The sequence below is a fragment of the Achromobacter pestifer genome (assembly GCF_902859625.1).
GTDB classification, from domain to species: Bacteria; Pseudomonadota; Gammaproteobacteria; order Burkholderiales; family Burkholderiaceae_B; genus Achromobacter; species Achromobacter pestifer.
Genome location: NZ_CADIJX010000005.1, coordinates 103,569 through 124,638 on the forward strand (window position 1 = coordinate 103,569; position 21,070 = coordinate 124,638).

The following is a 21,070-nucleotide window of genomic DNA, read 5'->3' on the forward strand; positions in this document are numbered from 1 at the left end:
CCGGGCCGGGTAAACAGGAAATTCTATCATTCGATTCCGATCCCGTTCCGAGACGCTGCGGGAAGTGCCCAATGAGCGGTCTTTGCTGGATGTCACAGGGGCGGCCCGTCCGGCCGTCGGCCCGCGCCCAACGGCCTTGTTGTCAAAAACCAACATGGAAAACCAATGGAGTGCCGAAAACGTCGTATCCAGCGTTAATGCGCCTCTCCAGGGAAGCCAAAGCCCCCCAAATGCCTTAAGATTGTTTCCAGCACGCAGGAAACCCAGTAGCTATTCCTTTGAACCAGCTCTTGGCGTTGCTATACTGGCCCCGTTTTCCTGATATGCGGCGGGGGTTCGCTGCGAGTCACTTATCCAGCTTCAAGCTCAACGAGGAGAAACATGAACAAACCCTCCAAATTCGCTCTGGCGCTCGCCTTCGCCGCCGTCACGGCCTCTGGTGTAGCTTCCGCGCAAACCGTGGACAACTGGCGCAACCCGTTCGGTAACGTTTGGAAAAACGGTACGAACGAATTGTGCTGGCGCGATGCTTTCTGGACCCCTGCTACCGGTATCCCCGGTTGCGACGGTGTCCCGGTTGCACAACAGAAGGCGAAGCCGGCCCCGATGGCGGCAAAGGTCGTGTTCAATGCTGACACGTTCTTCGACTTCGACAAGTCGACCCTGAAGCCCGAAGGCCGTCAGCTGCTGGATCAAGTCGCCCAGCAAGCTCGCGGTATCGAGCTGGAAACCATCATTGCTGTTGGCCACACCGACTCGATCGGTACTGACGCCTACAACCAGAAGCTGTCCGAGCGCCGCGCCGCTTCGGTCAAGACCTACCTGGTCAGCAAGGGTATCGACCCCAACCGTATCTATACGGAAGGCAAGGGCGAGTCGAACCCGATCGCTTCCAACAAGACGAAAGAGGGCCGTGCCCAAAACCGTCGCGTTGAAATCGAAATCGTGGGTAGCCGCAAGTAATTGCCGGACTAGCTACAATAAAGGGCCTCGCATAGCGAGGCCCTTTTTTTCGTCCGTCTTGCACCACGTTGGTGCAATGGCGTGTTTCCTCCCCGCCTGTAGCGCGACGAACCCCTCTCTATATATAGCGTCGCTTTTCGCTGGACCGCCCATGACCACGCAAATTCACGACTCCGAACGCCCCGCCGTCAACGCCGACCAAGCTGAACTGGACAAGTTCAGCGCCCTGGCCAGCCGCTGGTGGGACCCTGAAAGCGAGTTCAAGCCCCTGCACACCATCAATCCGCTGCGGCTGGAATGGATCCAGGAATGCGCGGGCAGCCTGACGGGCAAGAAAGTCCTGGACGTGGGTTGCGGCGGCGGCATCCTGTCGGAAGCGATGGCCCGCGGCGGCGCCGAGGTCACGGGCATCGACCTGGCCGACAAGTCGCTGAAGGTTGCCCGCCTGCACGGCCTGGAATCGGGCGTGAAGGTGGAATACCGCAAGGTGCCCGTGGAAGATCTGGCCGCGGAGCAGCCGGGCCAGTACGACGTGGTGACCTGCATGGAAATGCTGGAGCATGTGCCGGACCCCGCCTCTATCGTGCGCGCGTGCTCGACGCTGGTGACACCGGGCGGATGGGTGTTCTTTTCAACCCTGAACCGCAACGCCAAGGCGTTCCTGTTTGCCATCGTCGGCGCCGAATACGTCTTGCGCCTGCTGCCGCGCGGCACCCACAGCTACGACCAGTTCATCAAGCCCAGCGAACTGTCCGCGGCGGCACGTGCCGCCAGCCTGGAGCCGATCAGCATGCGCGGCATGGAATACAACCCGATCACCCAGATCTACTCGCTGTCGTCCGACACCTCGGTCAACTACCTGATGGCTACCCGCAAATGAGCGCCCTGATCCTGTTTGACTTCGACGGCACCCTGGCCGACACCGCCCCCGACCTGGCTGCTGCCGCCAACCGGCAACGCACGCGCCGGGGTCTGGAGCCCATGGCTTACGAGGCGCTGCGCCCCGTGGCGTCGCAAGGAGCGCGCGGTCTGCTGCGCGTGGCGCTGGATTTGAAACCGGGAGACCCGGACTACGAGCCTACGCGCCTACAGTTCCTGGAAGACTACGCATCCAGCTCGACGGTGCACAGCAAGCTGTTCCCCGGCATCGAGGCCCTTCTGGCCGACATCCGCCGGCGCGGCCTGTCCTGGGGCATCGTCACCAATAAGGTCACCTACCTGACGTTGCCAATCGTCGAATTCCTGGATCTGACGCGCGACAGCGCGGTATTGGTCTGCGGCGACACCACCGCCCACGCCAAACCGCACCCGTTGCCGCTGCAACATGCCGCGCGCGAAGCCGGTTTCGCCGTTGACCGCTGTGTCTATGTGGGCGATGACCTGCGCGACATCCAGGCCGCGCATGCTGCGGGCATGCCCGCCGTGGCGGCAGCCTATGGGTACGTGGGCGAAGAAGACAATATCAGCACCTGGGAAGCCGAAACCTGCGCGAACACGCCCGCAGAATTGTGGTCCGCCATCCAGCCGCTGCTGCCCAGCGACCTGCGCTGACGTGCCCGATGCGGCGGGCTGCCTGACGGCCCGCCGACTTTCTTGCCATTGTTCGAGCAAATTAGTTGGCTGCACCGAACAATCTATCCGGCGCCAGACGCTTTATCCGGATTTCAAACTCCTTTAAAGTGTCACTCATGCAAGGTATTCGGGTGCCTCCCGATTGCCATTCCGGCTAACGCCGGCGTTGCGGCAGTTCTCCGCAACCTTCACCTTCGCGCTGGCGGCATTCTGCCGTCACGCAGCGCCCGGCTCTTTGCCGCCGCGCCCCTTAGACCTTTAGTACACCTATAACGCCCTGCCCCGCGCGCCGCCTGACGGCATCGCGCCAGAGGAACGCCTATGCTTTTGCCCATCCTGCTACTTTCTGCCGCCGGTTTCACCATTCTGACCACCGAATTCCTGATCGTGGGCCTGCTGCCAGGGCTGGCCCGGGATCTGAACGTCACGGTGTCCCAGGCTGGCTTGCTGGTTTCGCTGTTTGCCTTCACGGTGGCGGCCACCGGCCCGCTATTGACCGCATTGATGGCCAATGTCGAACGCAAGCGCCTGTTCATCGGCGTGCTGGCCCTGTTCGGCGTGTCCAACGCGGTGGCCGCGATGGCACCGAACATCTGGGTCATGGCGATCGCCCGTTTCGTGCCCGCGCTGGCGTTGCCCGTGTTCTGGTCGCTGGCGAGTGCCACGGCGGTGGAGCTGGTTGGCCCGGCCCGTGCCGGCCGCGCCATTTCGATGGTCGCTTTCGGCATCGTCGCCGCCACTGTGTTCGGTATTCCGATCGGAGTGCTGATCTCTGATGCGTTTGGCTGGCGCGCGGCATTCTGGGTGTTGTCAGGCGTGGCCTTCGGCAAGGCGCTGCTTCTGCTGCTGGCGTTTCCCAGCACCCGAATCCGCGCCGACAGCGTCAAGCTGGTCACGCAGTTGCGCATCCTGCGCAACCCGATCGTGCTGGGCCACGTGGTGCTGTCGTTGCTGGTTTTCACGGGCATGTTCACCGCCTACACCTATCTGGCGGACATGCTGGAGCGGCTGGCCGGGTTCAACGGGCAGATCGTCGGCTGGACCATGATGGCCTTTGGCGGCGTCGGCCTGATCGGCAACACCCTGGGTGGCCGCATGGTGGACCGTAGCCCACTGGGTGCGACCGCGCTGTTTTCGTCAATGATGGCGGCAGGTCTGGCGTTCGTGATACCCGTGATGCAATCCCATGGCCTGCTGGCCGTGGCGCTGGGAATCTGGGGCATCGCGCAAGCCGCGCTGTTCATCGTGTGCCACGTGCGCCTGATGAAAGCCGCCCCCGAGGCGCCCGCTTTTGCCGCCTCGCTGAACATCTCGGGCGCGAACATGGGCATCGGGCTGGGCGCGGTGGTTGGCGGCAACGTGATCGACCATTACGGCTTGGCCTCACTGGGCTGGGCGGCGTCGGTCATCGTGGCAATTTCCGTCGCCCTGGCCTTCGCGCTGATGGCGGCATCGCGTCCGCGACAGGCGAAAACCGCCTGCGCCAACGCCGCCTGACCTGCGCTTGTGTCGGCCGCGCCACGCCAGGACAGGCGGGCGCGGACAACACAGCAGGCTATTGCGTTTACCAGTACAATAGAAGTTCTTGGGGCCGATCCGGATTCGACGTGGGTCGCGAAACAACTCAGGGCATGCCGAGCACCAGTTCGCTCGTTAAACCACTGGAAACACTACAAACGCCAACGACGAGCGTTTCGCTCTCGCCGCTTAAGCGGTGAGCCGCTGCACTGATCTGTCCTTGGGTCAGGCGGAGGAAGGCAACTTCCTAGGGGGGTAACCCTCGAACCGCAGCAGCGACATTCACAAGGAATCGGTCTGCGCTGGGGTCACACGGCTCAGATTTAAATTACGTGAATCGCTTTGGTCCGGCCTGTCGGTTGGCTAAGTCCAAAGTTAAAACTAAATAAATCGACTACGCATGTAGAACTGATTGCAGAGGGCTTGCGGACGGGGGTTCAATTCCCCCCGGCTCCACCAAATTCCGCTTTATTGCGCAGTGCTTAGCAAATGGCCAACTCATTGAGTTGGCCATTTTTTTTGGCCGCCGTTTACCGGATCGCGCCCAAGCCCGCATCAACTGCTCACCATTGCTTTGCATTCCTTGACGCCGAACGGCGTTTCAGGCGTTGGCGGCAGCGTATCGTTGTACCGGTGTTGTTGCCTGTTCACGACAAGCCTCCAACGCAACGGAAAGTAACAAGAGGGAGCGCGCGGGATTCACTCCGCAAAACGCGCCTTACTCGACCCGACCCCATTTTCTCTGCGAGGGAGATCGGCAACGCTCGGACGACTCGTCAGACATTGACTGAATGTGTCCCCAATCTTATTCGTGGTCGAAATACTCCGTCACATATTACCAATGCTTTCAAGACATAATAAACGCAAGGAAATGCCACCAGCGTCTGTGAGGTCACTCTTGCGATGAAAGTCCTTTCCATATTTGGCACCCGTCCCGAGGCCATCAAAATGGCTCCGCTGGTCACCGCGCTTCAACAAGAGCCGCAGATCCAGAGCGTGGTGTGCGTGACCGGCCAGCATCGGGAGATGCTGGACCAGGTGCTGGCACTGTTTGACCTGCGTGCCCAGCATGACCTGGACATCATGGTCCCCAATCAAACCCTGAACGGACTTTACGCGCGGCTGATCAGCCGGGTGGACGGCGTGCTGGAAGACGAGCAGCCCGACTGCGTGCTGGTGCATGGCGACACAAGCACCGCATCGGCGTGCGCGCTGGCGTCGTTTCACCGCAGGGTACGCATCGGCCATGTCGAAGCCGGTTTGCGCACGGGCAACCTTGCCATGCCCTTTCCCGAGGAAATGAACCGCCGTGTGGTCGATGCGGTCGGTGACTGGTTGTTTGCACCGACCGCGGAATCGCGCGGCAATTTACTGCGCGAGAACCTGGCTGGCCACATTACCGTCACCGGTAACACCGTGATCGATGCGCTGGCGATGACCTGCGCCAAGCTGGACCCCGAAGGTCCGCTGGCCATCCAGCTGGAAGCCCGCTACGACTGGCTGGACCCGTCGCGGCGGCTGCTGCTGGTGACCGGCCACCGGCGCGAGAGCTTTGGCGGGGGTTTCAAGAACATCTGCGCGGCGCTGGCGGAACTGGCCCGGCGCGAAGACTTGCAGATCGTCTATCCCGTGCATCTGAACCCGCAGGTGCGCAACGTGGTGATGACGGACCTGGCCGGCCTGTCGCATGTGCACCTGATCGATCCACTGGATTACCTGGACTTCGTCTGGTTCATGCAACGCTCCTATCTGATCCTGACCGATTCCGGCGGCGTGCAGGAAGAGGCCCCTTATTTAGGCAAGCCGGTGCTGGTGATGCGCGACGTCACCGAACGCCCGGAAGCCGTGCGGGCGGGAACGGTGGCGCTGGTCGGTACCGACACGCAGCGCATCGTGACCGAAGTCAACCGCTTGCTGGACAACCCCGACCTCCATGCGTCCTTCTCGCGGCGCATCAATCCTTATGGCGATGGCCACGCCAGCCAACGCATCGTGGACGCATTGTGCGGACGCGCCGTATCGGAATTCGATCCCTACGGAACCACCGCCGCCCCTTCCGCCTGACGCCCTCGCGACGCATTTCCTGCCCGGAGCCTCCATGCACCACCCCGCCCTGCCCCTTCCTGTTGCCCGTACCCTTTGCCGCGCCTTGATGGCCGCCGGCCTGCTGCTTCCCTTGGCTGCGATGGCCAGCCCCGCCGGTGACGCACTGCGGCGTTTGCAAAGTGATGACTGGGTGACGCGCAACACGACACTGCAAGACTTGGGCATCACGGAGCCGGTGGTCTTGAGCAACAGCGACGCGCGGCAGGATTTCTATCTGCCCGTCCCGCGCGGCGTGCCCATTTCGGACGCGACGCTAAGCTTTGACGCCAAATACACCAAGGGCGAACCGGGCCGGACCAGCATGGTGCTGTGGGTGGACGGCGTGCCGCAAGCCGCACAACGGATTGCCGACGGCGACGGGTCCGTGGCCCGCAACCTGACCGTGGAACGCCGTAACCGCGAAACGGGCTTTCTGCGACTGGGCGTGGACTGGCAATCGGAGATCGCGCTGCGCCGTTGCGAAAGCAACCGCGCCACGGCCAATGCGCTGACCATCTCGCCACAAACCCGATTGAGCTATCGCTACGACGCTTCGGCCATCGGCAACCTGGATGACGCATGGGGCACGTTGCCCGGCAAACCCATATTGATGGTGCCGGCCGCCAAGCTGGACCCGCAGTCCTTCGACAGCGCCTGGCGCATCGGCGTGGCGATGGAGCGCACGGGCAAGCGCGTCACGGTCAAGGCGTTCCCCTCGGTGGGAGACGAGGTTGACACCCGCGGCCTGCAAGCCCCTGCGGGCTTGGGACAGATTCCGGCATTCGCCGCCGTGGCGGACAACGCGACGCACAAGCTGGCAAGCCCCGCCGAGATCGGCGCGCTGTTGGTCCTGGGCGCCCCCGCCGTCAGTGGTGACGTCGTGATCGTCGATGCCTCGCTGCGCGCCCGCTACAACGAGGCCTTGGATGCCTTGCAGGCACAACTGGCGTCGGACTCCGACGCAGCCGATGCATTCAAGGCCTGGCGTCAACAGCGCATGCCGCTGGCCGGCGCGGACCTGCCGTCAAAGGACATCCGCCTGCTGGCGCTGGGCCGCCAAGCCGTGATCGCGGTGGCGGCCGATGCCGGCGCCCAGGGCGCAGGCGCCTTCGACGCGGCCTGGCGCCGCATCCTGGTGACGCGGCAGGTCAACGTGAAAACGGCGACGCCGCCCCAGACGTTCGAGGATGGCGGCCTGCGTCTGACGACCCTGGGTGGCTCGCCGGACAGCTTCGACGTCGTTGCCAGGGGTGATTGGAACGCAACGTTTCCGCTGGCAGCCGTGTCGTCCGACGGCCAGATGCCCGACGAATTGATCATGGACCTGGCCGCGGCGCCGGGTGCGTCGTCGACGCGACCCGTGGCGTCGGTCTTCTGGAACGGCATCCTGCTTGCCGCCAAGCAGATGGATGCCAATGGCAAGCCCGAACGCCTGACCGCGCGCGTGCCCGGCTATGCGCTGGGCGTCACCAATGCCGTGCGCGTGACGTTCCAACGCCAGCCGGTATCGGTGGACTGCAACGAGATCCCTCAGGGCTATCCCGTGAACGTGCTGCCCACCAGCTACGTGAAGCCCGGCAAGGCACAGCCCGACGGCACGTTCGTGGGCCTGCTGCCCTTGTTGGCAGGCAACCCGCAACTGATCATTCCAGACAGCTATCTGGCCGATGCGCCCGACAATATCAAGCGGGTGATCGGCATTGCTGCGGCCAGCGGTGTGTCCGCGACGCGCGCTGAACTGACGGTGGCGACAGCAGGCCAGACGATCAAGCCCAGCCGCCCCTTCCTGGCGATGGAAGTGACGGTGGATGGGGCCAAGCCCATGGTCCAGGTCACCGACCGCAAGCAGTTGAAGGTGGACGGCAAGAACGCGACCTGGCTGGACATTTCCGGCCTGGATCACCTGAGCACGGCGGAAGTCGTCAGCGGCGGCGGTCAGGACGGCTTGTTGTGGCACACGCTGGGCCAGCACGCGGGCATGCTTGACGCGCCCTTCGTGCTGAACCGCGGCAACGTCGCCATCATCGGCGCAACCGGGCCGGTGGCCTGGATCGACAGCGCCAATCCCGACGCCAGCCACCCGCCCGGCGCAGGCGAGAGCGCCTTCTTCGAGTGGCGTCGCTACATCTCCTGGAGCGTGCCGGCCATCAGCATCAGCATGCTGATCCTGATTCTGATCCTGATCGTCGCGCTGCGCGTGAACCGTAGAAAGAACAAGGAAAACAAGTAACCCGGAAGCGCCATGTCTTCGCTCTACTGGCCCTACTTCATCGCGGATTACTACCGCGGGCTGGAACTCGTGACCGCCGTCGTGGGCGTGATCATCCTGCTGTCGAGCCTGGATGACCTGTTCATCGACGCCTGGTTCTGGCTGCGCGAGTTGCGCCGGTCCCTGACCATCAAGCGTCGCTACGTGGCACTGAGTGCCGAGCAGCTGCGCGAAAAGGAGGAGCAGCCGCTGGCGATCATGGTGCCCGCCTGGCTGGAGTACGACGTGATCTCGTCGATGCTCGAAACCATGGTGTCGACGCTGGAATACAAGAACTACATGATCTTTGCCGGCACGTATCAGAACGACCAGCGCACGATCGACGAAGTGGAGCGGATGCGCCGGCGCTATCGGCAACTGGTTCGCGTGGAGGTTCCCCACGACGGCCCCACCTGCAAGGCCGACTGCCTGAACTGGATCGTGCAGGCCATCTTCGCGCAGGACGAGAAACAGCCGGTACCGTTCGCGGGCGTCATCCTGCATGACAGCGAAGACGTGCTGCACCCGCTGGAACTCAAGTACTACAACTACCTGCTACCGCGCATCGACTTCATCCAACTGCCGGTGACGTCGCTGGAACGCCATTGGTACGAGCTGGTTGCCGGCACCTACATGGACGAATTCGCGGAATGGCACACCAAGGATCTGGTCGTGCGCGAAAGCCTGTCCAAGATGGTGCCATCCGCTGGCGTGGGCACCTGCTTCTCACGCCGGGCGCTGGTGCAGCTGGCTGCCGAGACCAACAACCAGCCGTTCAACACGGACACGCTGACCGAAGACTATGACATCGGCACACGCCTGGCGCAGCGCGGGATGAAGCAGATCTTCGGCAAGTTCCAGGTGGAATACGTCACGCGACGGCGATCATGGTTCGGGCTGGGACCGGAAAAAGTATCGACCATCAAGATGCCGCTGGGCGTGCGCGAGTACTTCCCCAACACCTTCCGCACCGCCTACCGCCAGAAAGCGCGCTGGACCTTGGGGATCGGTCTGCAAGGCTGGCAGCAAGTTGGCTGGGCCGGGTCACTGGCGACCAAATACCTGTTGTTCCGGGACCGCAAGGGGCTGGTCACGTCGTTCATCGCCATTCTGGCTTATGTGCTGCTGGCCAACTTCTTCCTGTTTTTCCTGGCCGATAAATTCGGCTGGTGGACCGTGTACTACCCATCGTATTTCAGGCCGGGCGGGTGGTTGGTGACGCTGATGTGGATCAACGCGGTGGCCCTGCTGCTGCGGGTGGTGCAACGGGCGTACTTCGTGGGCCATATGTATGGGTGGGAGCACGCCACGCTGTCGATCCCTCGGATGATCGTGGGCAACTTCATCAATGCCATGGCGGCGGCGCGGGCCTGGCGCCTGTTCATCATGCACCTGATCACCGGCAAGCGCCTGGCATGGGACAAGACCATGCATGACTTCCCCAGCACCGACCAGTTGGCGCAGCAGCGCAAGCGGCTGGGCGAACTGCTGCTGTCCTGGCAGGCCATCGACCAGGAGACACTGGCGCGCGCGTTGGCGATTCAAGCGCGCGAAAAAAAGCCGTTGGGAAAAATCCTGATGGAACAAGGCTGGCTGGACGAAGGCACGCTGAACGAGGCCATCGATTTTCAACAAGCGGGACAAGTGACGCCGCCCTCCCCGCACACCGACGACAAACCCGCGACGACATGACTCCGCTGACCCGTTCGCTCATCTTGTCTGCCGCGCTGGCATGCGTCTGGGCCGCCACACCCGCGCATGCCCAGAGCCCGGCCAAGGTGGAAGCGCCGCTGGAAGGCGCTGCCTGGCAGTTTGCCGATGAAGGCTACAAGAACTACGACGCTGGCAAATACGCGCTGGCCCAGCAGCAGGCGGAATCCGCCATTGCCTTGCGCCCGGACGTGGAACGGCTGCGCCTGCTGCTGATCTATTCCCTGCAAAAACAAGGCAAGCTGAAAGAGGCGGACCAGGCTGCCGCGGATGCCATCAAGAACGGCCTGGACACGCCGGCATTGCGCCAGGCGCGCGCCAATCTGCGGCCCCAGGCCACGGCAAGACCAGCCAGTGGAGCAACCGGCGCCCCGGCCACGACCTCAGCCTACCGCCGTGGTTTTCCCATCGCCACGCGCGCCTATGCGGACTACAACCGCGCCGATTACCCCGCCGCCGCGCGGGGCGCCGAGCAGGCGTTCCGCATTGATCCGAAGCAAGGCGCCTGGGCCATGCTGTGGCTGGACGCACTGGAAGCCCAGACCCTGTATGCGGAGGCCGACGCCGCCGCCAGCAAGGCGATTGCGCTGGGCGCTCCAAACAAGAACGACCTGACCGCCCGACAACAGACGATGAAGCGGCGCATGGCGATCAAACCTGCCGAAGCGGGCTACCAGGCCCTGATCGCCAACCGGCCGGGCGACGCCGTGCCGCTTGCGCGCCAGGCCGTCGCGCTGGCACCTGACACCGCCAGCCATCGCCTGTTGCTGATCAGCGCGCTGATGCTGGACAACCAGCTGCAAGCCGCCGAAGACGCCGCGACCGACGCGATGAAGCAGGACGACGAAAATACCGTGGCGCTGGTCATGCGTGCCTATCTGCGCCAACGCCAGGGCAAGACAGAACTGGCGAATGCGGATTTCGATGCCGCGCTCAAGCAGGACTGGCTGGACGAGGACCAACGCCGCAACATCCGCCTGATCGCCGCCGATGCGTCGCTGGCGGCCGGCGAAAACGCGCGTGCGCTAGCGTTGGTGCAACCGCTGGGCGGCAAGGACGAGGCGGCAGAAGCGCGCGTCAAGCGCGCACGCGCCCGACCGGCAGTGCCCGCCACCCTGACCCTGGCCAACTACCCGGCTCCTGTGCAGGATTGCCGCGACACCCCCTACGGCACGTCGTGCGAACTTCTGCCCTCGGATGCCGCCGGCAGCGGTGGTCCGGCCTCGCTGGCCTATGCCGCCTATGCGCGAGAGGACTACCAGGAAGCCATCACCCAGGCTCGCAAGGCGGCTGAACAGGACCCCGCCAACAAAGAGCTCCAGCGCCTGCTGACGACGACGCTGGCCGCCGGCAACCGCGCGCAGTTGGCCGAAGCCAACCAACGCATGAGCGAAGCGCTGGCGGCTCAGCCCGATGATCCGACGCTGCTGATGCAGCGCGGCTATCTGCACCAGCGCATGAAGCAGCCCAAGCTGGCCTTGCAGGATTTCCAGGCGGCGCGCGCCACGGGCAAGGCGCCCCCCACCGTCATTCTGGATGAAGGCTATGCGCTATCGGGCACTGGCGACAAGCGCGGCGCCGTCGACAAGCTGAAGGAAGCCATCGACGAAGCTGACGCCGGCAAACTGGAACTGACGCCTCAGCAGCGCTTCGATACCCGTAATGGCATCGCGGGGCTGGACCGCGAATGGGGCGCGTACGTATCGGCCGGCTATCGCGGCGCGCGGCCTGCGTCCTCGGGGCTGGGCGGCGCGGCCATCACGGTGCCCGGAGACGCGGTGTTCAGCACTACCGAGATCTTCTGGCGGCCGTCCGATTTCCTGAATTCGTCGACCCAGACCTTCGAGCTCTACGGGCGGTTGTCCAACACGCTGTACGACAAGGGTGGCAAGACCAGCAGTCAGACCGTATCCGACCCGTGCGGCGGCAGCATCAATGTCAACGAGACCAACAACCAGGGCCTTGCCGGCATCCCCACCACGATCGGCTCTTTGGGAATCCGGTTCACACCCTCCACCGAAGTGGGGGTGACGTTCGGCCTGGAGCGCCAGTTCAACCTGGGCAGTGCGACACGGCGCGGCACCTTCAGCCCTGATCCGTCGGTGCTACGCTGCGCGCTCAACCAGGACAACCAGACCGCTCACTACGAAACCAACGCCGGCAGCGGCGGCTGGCTGGCCTATGTGACGTACGGCCTGTACGAAGGCACCACGCTGCGTATCGACCGGCCCGACTGGTTCACGATGGAAGGCTATGTGCAGGCGGGCTATTCCTGGCAGGACATGCCCGCGAAGTTCTGGCTGCGCGACAATGCCACGGGCGTGGATGGCGATAAATCCTCGGGCAGGCTGAAGCGCGATCAAGTCTTTGGCGCAGGCGAACTGCGCGTGGGCCGCAGCTACCGCATGGACGCCATCAGCGACCGCCTGGTGTTCTACCCCTACGCCGTGATCGGCGCCGACTGGCTGTCGAACCGCAATCGCGTATCGGGCCTGGACATCAACGGCACCGATTCGTACAACCTGCTGGGCAACGGGTCATCGTGGTCCATGGGAGCCGGCCCGGGCTTCAACGTGCGCTACTGGTTCCGCGAAGACCACTACAACGCCCCCCGGTCCTACCTGGATTGGACGACACAGTACCGCTTCAACATCGGCGGCGGCGCCGCCGATCGGGCCCGGGGCCTGTTCATCAACCTGACGCTATCGTATTGACCGACACGCCAATACGCACCGACCAAGGAATCCGCCTTCATGCAAACCACTGCCCCCATCGCCCGCCGCCTGGCCTGCACCCTGTCCGCCGCCCTGCTGGCCATTGCCGGCGCGGCGGTCCACGCGCAGGACGCCTCGTCCATTGTGATTCAAGGCAAGGACAACTGGCTGTTCCCCGGCTGGGGCAGCCTGACGCAGGTCGACATGCGCGGCATCGACGCATCGACCCAACTGGTGCGGGAAACCCGCGATGCGCTGGCCGCCAAGGGGATCCAGCTGGAAGTGCTGGTGCTGCCGGATAAGACGCTTTTCTATCAAGACAAGCTGCCCGACGGAAAATCGCTCAGCGCCGACGTGAAGAAGCGCTATCAGACCATCCAAGACAAGCTGAAGCAGGCTGGCGTGTCGACCTTTGACGACGAAGCCGTGCTCAAGCGCATCAAGGATGCGGGCAAGGATGTCTTCTACCGCACCGACCAGCACTGGACGCAAGCGGCGGCCGACGCCACCGCGGAAGCGCTGGCCCAACGGATCAAGCAGGACGTGAAGACGCTGGCAGGCAAGCCGGGCACCGGCATGCCGCTGGGCAGCGTGGTCAATGAACGCCGCTACGGCGACTTGGCCGAACTGTTCCTGACGCCAGATCAACGCAAGCAGGCCGGACGCGAGACCTTTACCGTGCGCCGTCAGGCCGAAAACCAGAGTCTGCTGGACGATGCGCCGGCCCCCGTGCATGTCACCGGCCACAGCATGGTTCAGCCATATTTCGGCTTTCCGCAAAAACTGTCGAACGTGCTGGACCGTCCGGTTTCCGTGAACTGGAAGCCCGGCAATGTGGGCCAATGGATCATGTTGCTGGAATACCTGGAGTCGCCGGCTTTCAAGCAGAACAAACCGCAAGTGCTGGTCTGGCAGATGTTCGAGCCAACCTTTGCGCAGGGGCCGGACGCCAAGGGGCTGTGGGACAACGCCTCCATCATGAGCACCGACACGTGGCGCAGCCGCATGAAGGCCGCCATTGGCCAGTAACACCGTGCCGCCCTCTGACACCCCCGCCGCGCCCAGCCACCGGCTGACGGCCTGCGTGGTCGCCTTGCTGCTGGCGATCGGACTGGGCTGGGGCGCGTGGTGCCTGGTCGACGCCAAGATCAACCCGGCGCAGGTATCGCCGTCCGCCTGGGCTGACGGTTCGGCGGGCGGGGTCTTGAACAAGGCGCTGCATCTGCCCCGGCAGGCCGATGTGGATACCTGGAACGCCTCGGTGCGCTACCGCGTGCTGGGCGATCTGGGAGAACAGGTCGCGATGGGCTGCCCTCAGTGGCTGTTCTACCGTGACGGTTTGCGCCCGCAGCCGGGCGTGCATGTCTTTGACGAACGCCTGCGTCTGATGCGGCACTGGGTGGACGAGTTGCGCCAGAAGCAGGTGCAGGTGCTGATCGTTGCCGTGCCCGACAAGTCCCGTGTCGAGGCCGACCGCCTTTGCGGCCTGCCAGTCTCGCTGGCCATGCGGCAAACGCTGGATGCATGGCAGGACGCCTTGCGCGCGCAGGGGGTGCCTTACGTGGATCTGCGTGACGCGCTGCAAGCCGCGCCCGCGCCGCGCTTCTTCCGCACGGACGTCCACATGAACGCGCAAGGCGCACAAGCGGCGGCCCAGCGCGTGGCGCAAGCCGCCCTGCCCCTGCTTGCCGGCCCCGGCGCGCAAACCTTCAAGACCGACCCGCCAGGTCCCGCGGAGCCACGGATGGGCGATCTGATCGTGCTGTCAGGACTGGAACACGCGCGGCCAGGCTGGCGGCCAGCACTGGATGTGGTGGCCGAGCAGAAGATCGAACCGGTTCGCGCCGGCGGGTTGCTGGACGACGCGCCTGCGGTCGACGTCCTGCTGGCGGGTAGTTCCAATGGCCGGCGCAGCCAATTCGCGGAACGGCTGGGCATCGGCCTGGGGCGTGAAATCTGGAACCTGAGTCTGGACGGCGGTCAGTTTTCGGGCGCCTTGCAGATTGCGCTGAATCAACGCGAGCAATGGCCCAAGAGCCTGAAGCTGCTGATCTGGGAATTCTCGGAAAACGCCTTGTCCCTGCCGCTGACCCCGGACGAAAAGGCCGTGCTGGCCCGCCTGCCGTAACAGAACCAAGATGCTATTCAATTCCTACCTGTTCCTGCTGATCTTCCTGCCGATCACGCTGGCCGTGTATTACGCGGTGGGGCCGCTGAACGTGCGCCTGGCGGCACTGTGGCTGTCCCTGACGTCGCTGGTCTTCTATGGCTGGTGGAACCCGCAGTTCGTGGCGCTGCTGGCGGGCTCCATCGCGTTCAATTACGTGATCAGCCAACTTATCCTGCACAACACCGGCCGCCCCAAGCTGCAAGGGCTGATCGTCGGGCTGGGCGTGGGCGCCGACCTGGTGCTGCTGTTCCACTACAAGTACTTCGCGACGCTGCTGAACTTCATGACGGATCTGGGCGTGACGCACACGACGATGGACGACATCATCCTGCCGCTGGGGATTTCGTTCTTCACGTTCACGCAGATCGGCTACCTGCTGGATTGCAAGGCGGGCGTGGTGAAGGAACGCAGCCTGCTCAGCTATGTGCTGTTCGTCACGTTTTTCCCGCACCTGATCGCCGGCCCGATCCTGCATCACAAAGAAATGATGCCGCAGTTCGCGCAGCCCGAGAACTACCGCTTCAAGGCCGAAAACCTGTCGGTCGGCGCCATGCTGTTCGTGATCGGGCTGGCCAAGAAAGTATTGCTTGCCGATGGCATCGCCCCTTATGCCGATGCCGGTTTCGCCGCCCCGGGGGAACTGATGTTCTGGGGCTCGTGGGGCGCCAGCGTCTGCTACGCGCTACAGCTGTACTTTGATTTCTCGGGCTATTCGGACATGGCGCTGGGCTTGGCCAAGATGTTCGGCATCCGCTTCCCGCTGAACTTCAATTCACCCTACAAGGCCAGCAGCATCATTGATTTCTGGGCGCGGTGGCATATGACGCTGACCCGCTACATCACCGCCTACCTGTACTACCCGGTGGCGATGGCGGTATCCAAATGGCGCACGAACCGCAATCTGCCGGTAGGCTCCGCAGGTATCCGCACGCCGGGCGGATTCGCCAGCAGCATCGTATTTCCGACGCTGTTCACGATGACGCTGGCGGGGGTGTGGCACGGCGCGGGATTCCAGTTCATTGTCTTCGGCCTGCTGCACGCCATGTACCTGTCGGTGAACCATGCCTGGCGGATCTTCGTGGTAGGCCGCAAGCCGGCCGCGGCGCGCAACATCGGCGTCGCCCAGCGCGCGCTGTGCATCCTGCTGACATTCGTGGCGGTGCTGGTGGCGCAAGCCTTCTTCCGCGCCCACGGCGTGGGCGACGCGATGCTGTTGATGAAGGGAATGATCGGCTTGCGCGGCGTGGAATCCATGGACCTGTCCACGCATGTGGCGGGGCTGGCCTGGGGCGATGCCTGGCGCGTCATCGTGGGGCATCACCTGCAACTGATCTACGCGGTCGTGCTGCTGGGCATTGCCTGGTTCACGCCCAATGCGCATCAGATCCTGGGCCGCTATTCGCCCGCGCTCTTCAAACCGCAGGAAGCGCCGCGCGCCTTCATGCGGTGGCGCCCCAACATGGCCTGGCTGGTCGTGATGCTGGCGCTGTTATTCCTCTGCCTGGTCAACCTGCACAAGGAAACCCGGTTCCTCTATTTCCAATTCTGACCGCGATGCGGTCCAGGAGCATCCCATGGACATCAAGACAATCGAGACCAAGGTCTCCGACATCATCGAAAGCATCATCCTGACCAAAGTCGATCCCGATACCCTGCTGATCGAATCCGGCCTGGTGGATTCCTTGGCCGCGGTGGATCTGGCGCTGGCGGTGGAGCGCGAGTTCGGCTGCAAGATCCCGCCGACCGAGATCGACGTGCATCTGGAATCCGTGCACACGCTGGCCGCGTTCATCGCGGAGAACGCCCGCGCCTGACGCCCCCCCGCGAAAAGCCTGGAGGACTGAACCATGCGTTTCGATTTCAACGCCTACGATTTCGTTGACACCGCGACAGGCACCGATGTCTTGGCCGTGGTGGATGCGCAAGGCGCCACGACTTGGGGCGAATTGAAGGCCGCCACAGACGCCTGGCAACGCGCCGCGCTCCAGGCGGGCGCCACGGCGGGCGTGCCCCTTGCAATCTCTGGCCACAAAGAGACCGCGTTCCTGGTGGCCATATTGGGCTGCCTGCGGCTGGGCGTGCCCTTTGTGCCGGTGGACGTCATCAACCCGCCTGAACGCATCGCGCGCATCGGCCAACTGGTCCGTGCCGGACTGCGCTACGACGCGCAAGCCAACGCCTTCCTGCCCGCCAGTGACGCCCCCGCGCCGCTGGCGGAAGCGGGGCTGGCTTACATCATGTTCACCTCGGGCAGCACGGGCGACCCGAAAGGCGTGCAGATCGGGCGAGAAAGCGTCACGCTTTTCGCCGGCTGGATACGCGACTGCCTGAATCTGGGCGCGGCGCCGGCCTTCATGGACCAGATGCTATTCAGTTTCGACTTTTCCTTGTTCAACTGGGTAGGCGCACTGGAACTGGGCGGCATCTGCGTGCTGTGTCCGCGCGAAACCATCGCCGAGCGAAACGCCTTCATCGGATACTTGGCGGGCACCCGCATCAACGTCTGGGCGTCGACGCCATCGTTCGTGCGGCAACAGCTGTTCAACCCCGACTTCGATCACGCCCATCTGCCTGACCTGCGCGTCTTCGTCTTCGGCGCGGAATCGTTGACGCCAACAATGGCCGAAGAACTCTGGCAGCGCTTTCCGCAGGTTCGCATCATCAATTCCTACGGGCCGACGGAAGCCACCTGCTCCACGACCTGGGTCGAGATCGACCCGGCGCTCCGGGCCGCCGCACCCAATCCCTTTCCCATCGGCCGCGCCAAGCCTTATGCGGACGTCTTCATCGAGAACGGCGAAATCAGCATCGCGGGCGACCACGTGATGCGCGGCTATCTGAACCGTCCGGACCTGAATGCGTCGCGCATGTTCACGCGCAACGGCAAGCGCGGCTACCGCAGCGGCGACTTGGGCGATATCGATGCAGACGGCCTGGTGACCTTTCGCGGCCGGGTCGACGATCAGATCAAACTGCACGGATATCGCATCGAACTGGCCGAGATCGATGCCGCCATTGCCATGTTGTCCGGCGCACGTGCTGGGGCGACAGTGGCCTTGCGGCGTCCCGATGGCGCCATCGTCCGGTTGATCGGCTTTGTTGAACCGGCGGCCTCGGGGCCCGCTGGCCTGCAACCGCTGCCAGCGGAACTACAGGATTGGAAGACCCTGCTGGGACGCCGCCTGCCGCCCTATATGATCCCGTCGGAACTGGTCGCCTGCCACCGCTTTCCCACGACCAGCACGGACAAGGCGGATCGCAAGCAACTGGAGCGCCTGTACCTGGAAGCCCGCCTCAGCAAGAAAAAGGAGTCTTGAACCATGTTCATCCCCCCACGCAACGCAGCGCTTGCCATCGTGCTTGCCACCCTGGCCGGCAACGTCGCGGCCGAAGGCGTCTTCGCGCAGCTTTATGCCGCCCGTCCGCCCGCCGGGTCTTCCTTCGTGCGAGTGGTGAACCCGGACGCCACCCCGTTGCGCGTGCAGATCGCCGGTGGCCCCGCGCAGGCCCCTGGCTCGGCCAAACCCGCCACCACCTATGCCATCGTCAAGGGCAACCAGCCCTTCCAGGTGCTGGTGGACGGCAAGCCCGCCGCCAGCCTGCAAGTGGCCCCCGATACCTTCAGCACGTTGGTGCCGCGCCGTGATGGGGGCAAACTGTCATTCGACGTCGTTGACGACAGCAACGGCGCGCAGGATGCGTTGAAGGCAGAACTGCGCTTCTACAACCTGGCAACCGACTGCCCCGCCGGGCAACTGGGCGTCAGTCCATCCGGCCCCGCGCTGTTTCAGGACGTCAAACCGGGGGCATCCGCCGCCCGCGCCATCAACCCCGTCAGCGCCACGCTGGCGGCAGGCTGCGGCGCCGCCGCATCCCCAACGCTGGCCCTGCCCGCCTTGCAACCCGGCGACCACTACAGCCTGTTCCTGACCGGCTCCGCGGCGGCGCCGGTACTGCGCGGCCAGGTCAGCGCCACGGACCCCTATAGCCGCTAGGAGACATCATGCGCCGCGTTTTCCGGGATGACCATGAACTGTTCCGCGATCAGGTCCGGCGCTTTGTCGCCAACGAGATCGCTCCCCACTACGCCGAATGGGAAAAGGCCGGCGTGACACCGCGCGCCCTGTGGCGGCGCGCAGGACAAGAAGGCCTGCTCAATTGCGCCCTGCCCGACCCATACGGCCTGGGCGGCGACTTCGGCCATTCCGCCGTCGTGATCGAAGAACTGGCTCACGCCAACTTCCTGGGCATTGGCTTTTCCATCCATTCCGACATGGTGTCGCCGTATCTGTTGAACTTCGGCACGGACGCGCAAAAGCAGCGCTGGCTGCCCGCCATGACGCGCGGCGAAGTCATCGGAGCCATCGCACTGACCGAGCCCGGAGCAGGCAGCGACCTGAAAGCCATCCGCACCCGGGCCCGCCGCGACGGCGACCATTACGTGCTCAATGGCCAGAAAACCTTCATCACCAATGGCGTCAACGCCGGCCTGGCCATCGTGTTGGCCAGCACCGACCCAGACTTGGGCGCGCGCGGGCTGTCGCTATTCTGCGTCGAGGAAAACCTGCCCGGCTACACCAAGGGGGCGGCGCTGGACAAGATCGGCCAGCACGCCCAGGACACCTGCGAGCTGTACTTCGACGATGTCCGCGTGCCGGTGGATTGCCTGCTGGGCCAGGAGCATGCCGCTTTCGAATACATGACCCGCGAACTCGCGCGCGAACGGCTGGCGATTGCCCTGCGCGCCGCCGCTTCGGTGGAGGGCATGCTGGACGAAGCCGCGCAGTACACCCGAGACCGCAAGGTCTTCAGCCGGCGCGTGATCGACTACCAGAACACCCGTTTCAAATTGGCCAACGCGCACGCGCAGACCACCATGCTGCGCGTGTTCCTGGACGATTGCCTGGCACGTCAGATGGAAGGCGGCCTGGACCCGACAACGGCTGCCATCGCCAAACTGAACGCCACCGAAATCCAAGGCCGCGTGCTGGACGACCTGCTCCAGATGCATGGGGGTTACGGATACATGGCGGAATACGGCATCGGGCGCGCGTGGGTCGATGCCCGGGCATTGCGTATTTTTGGGGGCACCAGCGAAGTCATGCTGGAGATCATCGGCCGCAGCTTCAACTAAGGAACTGCGCCGCTTATACCCGCGCCGCCAGCCATGCGCGCATCAGGGCGCGCGCTTCGGGCGTGTTGTCGATGACCCAGGGGTCCAACGCAAAGGCGACCACCCGTTTGGCGCCATAGCCGCTGGCCACATCCCACTGCGCCTTCACCCGGCCGAAGTCGGCCGAACGCGCTTTGAAGGTAGACCCGTCGGTACTGCCCGAGGGCAATTCCTCGAACAATTCAAGGATCAGATCAAACGAGGCCCGGCGTGCCAGCAGCATGTCATGCAACGGCTCCAACGCCTGGTAGTTGGCCAGCCCGGCCACGCCCACGCCGTCCTGAATCATCGGATGGATGCGCACCTGGTCAAGAATGCCGCGCCACAACGTCATCAGCGAGCCCTCGCCGGGCAGGCGGCTGTGATACGTGGAGATGCAGGGCACGCCGCGACTGGTGGCCTGCGCGGTGCGCGAGAACGCATCCAGCCATGGGATCAACTGCGCCTGCCGTTCGGCCGACGCCCAGTTGTACTGCTCCAGCTCGTAAGGCAGGTACCAGCCGCGAAACGCGCGGCGCTTGGGCCATGGCGCGGACTCCATATAGGCTACGCCGCGCGTGCGTGTCTGATCGAGATAGCCCGCGAATGCCGCCTTGTCTTTGCTGGCCAGCACATCCCACCAACGTTGGTCGTAGGGCAGGCCCACATGCACACCCAGCCCCTGGCGTTCGGCTTCATCGAAGATGTGGCGCAGGACGGTCTCGGGAACCATCCAGTCATCGGGGCGCCCGCCTTCCAGCCCGACCCATTGCAAGAAGATCTCGCGGCATCCCAGTCGCCGGTAGGCGGACAGCCGCAAGCGCCAGTCTTCTGGACTTAAGTCCAGATGGCTGCGCCACAGTTGCAGGAAGGTGGCGTTCAGCGACAGCGGTGGCGCGCAGGCGGCCAACGGCGCCAGAGCGCCAAGCGCCAGCGCC

General features: G+C 64.1%; 16 protein-coding genes and 1 other RNA gene. 16 read left to right on the forward strand and 1 reads right to left on the reverse strand.

The window, feature by feature from the left end:
- Window positions 1–381 precede the first annotated feature (381 nt).
- The 16 genes from ompA (at window position 382) to HV753_RS19770 (ending at window position 20,114) form a co-directional block, all read left to right on the forward strand.
- On the forward strand, window positions 382–963 hold the full coding sequence (ompA, locus tag HV753_RS19695) for an outer membrane protein OmpA (RefSeq protein WP_006225153.1): 582 nt from the start codon (window positions 382–384) through the stop codon (window positions 961–963).
- Between the two features lie 151 nt (window positions 964–1,114).
- Complete coding sequence (gene ubiG, locus HV753_RS19700; RefSeq protein WP_175176290.1) at window positions 1,115–1,843, forward strand: bifunctional 2-polyprenyl-6-hydroxyphenol methylase/3-demethylubiquinol 3-O-methyltransferase UbiG; 729 nt, start codon at window positions 1,115–1,117, stop codon at window positions 1,841–1,843.
- Window positions 1,840–2,514: an HAD-IA family hydrolase gene (locus tag HV753_RS19705; protein WP_175176291.1), complete on the forward strand. Its 675-nt coding sequence runs from the start codon at window positions 1,840–1,842 to the stop codon at window positions 2,512–2,514. The genes ubiG and HV753_RS19705 overlap by 4 nt, the downstream gene beginning before the upstream one ends.
- A 342-nt stretch (window positions 2,515–2,856) precedes the next feature.
- A complete protein-coding gene (locus HV753_RS19710) occupies window positions 2,857–4,032 on the forward strand; it encodes an MFS transporter (protein ID WP_175176292.1) in 1,176 nt (391 codons plus the stop codon).
- A 90-nt stretch (window positions 4,033–4,122) separates the two neighbouring features.
- Window positions 4,123–4,512: a transfer-messenger RNA gene (gene ssrA / locus HV753_RS19715) on the forward strand.
- Window positions 4,513–4,956: 444 nt separating this feature from the next.
- The gene (gene wecB / locus HV753_RS19720) at window positions 4,957–6,117 is read left to right on the forward strand and encodes a non-hydrolyzing UDP-N-acetylglucosamine 2-epimerase (protein ID WP_175176293.1); all 1,161 of its coding nucleotides are present in this window, start codon (window positions 4,957–4,959) and stop codon (window positions 6,115–6,117) included.
- Between the two features lie 34 nt (window positions 6,118–6,151).
- Window positions 6,152–8,368 carry a cellulose biosynthesis cyclic di-GMP-binding regulatory protein BcsB gene (locus HV753_RS19725; protein ID WP_246288331.1) on the forward strand — a complete coding sequence of 739 codons (2,217 nt, stop codon included), beginning with the start codon at window positions 6,152–6,154 and terminating at the stop codon, window positions 8,366–8,368.
- A gap of 12 nt (window positions 8,369–8,380) precedes the next feature.
- On the forward strand, window positions 8,381–10,078 hold the full coding sequence (locus HV753_RS19730) for a glycosyl transferase family protein (protein WP_175176294.1): 1,698 nt from the start codon (window positions 8,381–8,383) through the stop codon (window positions 10,076–10,078).
- Window positions 10,075–12,810 carry an NfrA family protein gene (locus tag HV753_RS19735; protein WP_175176295.1) on the forward strand — a complete coding sequence of 912 codons (2,736 nt, stop codon included), beginning with the start codon at window positions 10,075–10,077 and terminating at the stop codon, window positions 12,808–12,810. Before HV753_RS19730 ends, HV753_RS19735 begins: the two co-directional genes overlap by 4 nt.
- A 39-nt stretch (window positions 12,811–12,849) precedes the next feature.
- On the forward strand, window positions 12,850–13,839 hold the full coding sequence (locus HV753_RS19740; protein ID WP_175176296.1) for an alginate O-acetyltransferase AlgX-related protein: 990 nt from the start codon (window positions 12,850–12,852) through the stop codon (window positions 13,837–13,839).
- Window positions 13,829–14,938 (forward strand): alginate O-acetyltransferase AlgX-related protein, encoded by a 1,110-nt coding sequence (locus HV753_RS19745; protein WP_246288332.1) that lies wholly within the window; start codon window positions 13,829–13,831, stop codon window positions 14,936–14,938. The genes HV753_RS19740 and HV753_RS19745 overlap by 11 nt, the downstream gene beginning before the upstream one ends.
- Window positions 14,939–14,948: 10 nt before the next feature.
- Window positions 14,949–16,529 (forward strand): MBOAT family O-acyltransferase, encoded by a 1,581-nt coding sequence (locus tag HV753_RS19750; protein WP_175176297.1) that lies wholly within the window; start codon window positions 14,949–14,951, stop codon window positions 16,527–16,529.
- Between the two features lie 25 nt (window positions 16,530–16,554).
- Complete coding sequence (locus HV753_RS19755; protein WP_175176298.1) at window positions 16,555–16,794, forward strand: acyl carrier protein; 240 nt, start codon at window positions 16,555–16,557, stop codon at window positions 16,792–16,794.
- A gap of 33 nt (window positions 16,795–16,827) precedes the next feature.
- Window positions 16,828–18,297, forward strand: a complete 1,470-nt coding sequence (locus tag HV753_RS19760) for an AMP-binding protein (protein WP_175176299.1) — start codon at window positions 16,828–16,830, stop codon at window positions 18,295–18,297.
- 3 nt (window positions 18,298–18,300) lie between these two features.
- Complete coding sequence (locus HV753_RS19765; protein WP_175176300.1) at window positions 18,301–18,975, forward strand: alginate O-acetyltransferase AlgF; 675 nt, start codon at window positions 18,301–18,303, stop codon at window positions 18,973–18,975.
- Between the two features lie 8 nt (window positions 18,976–18,983).
- A complete protein-coding gene (locus tag HV753_RS19770; RefSeq protein ID WP_175176301.1) occupies window positions 18,984–20,114 on the forward strand; it encodes an acyl-CoA dehydrogenase family protein in 1,131 nt (376 codons plus the stop codon).
- A 13-nt stretch (window positions 20,115–20,127) separates the two neighbouring features.
- Here HV753_RS19770 and HV753_RS19775 read toward each other — a convergent pair whose 3' ends face one another.
- A complete protein-coding gene (locus HV753_RS19775; RefSeq protein ID WP_246288333.1) occupies window positions 20,128–21,042 on the reverse strand; it encodes a DUF4434 domain-containing protein in 915 nt (304 codons plus the stop codon).
- Between the last annotated feature and the right edge of the window lie 28 nt (window positions 21,043–21,070).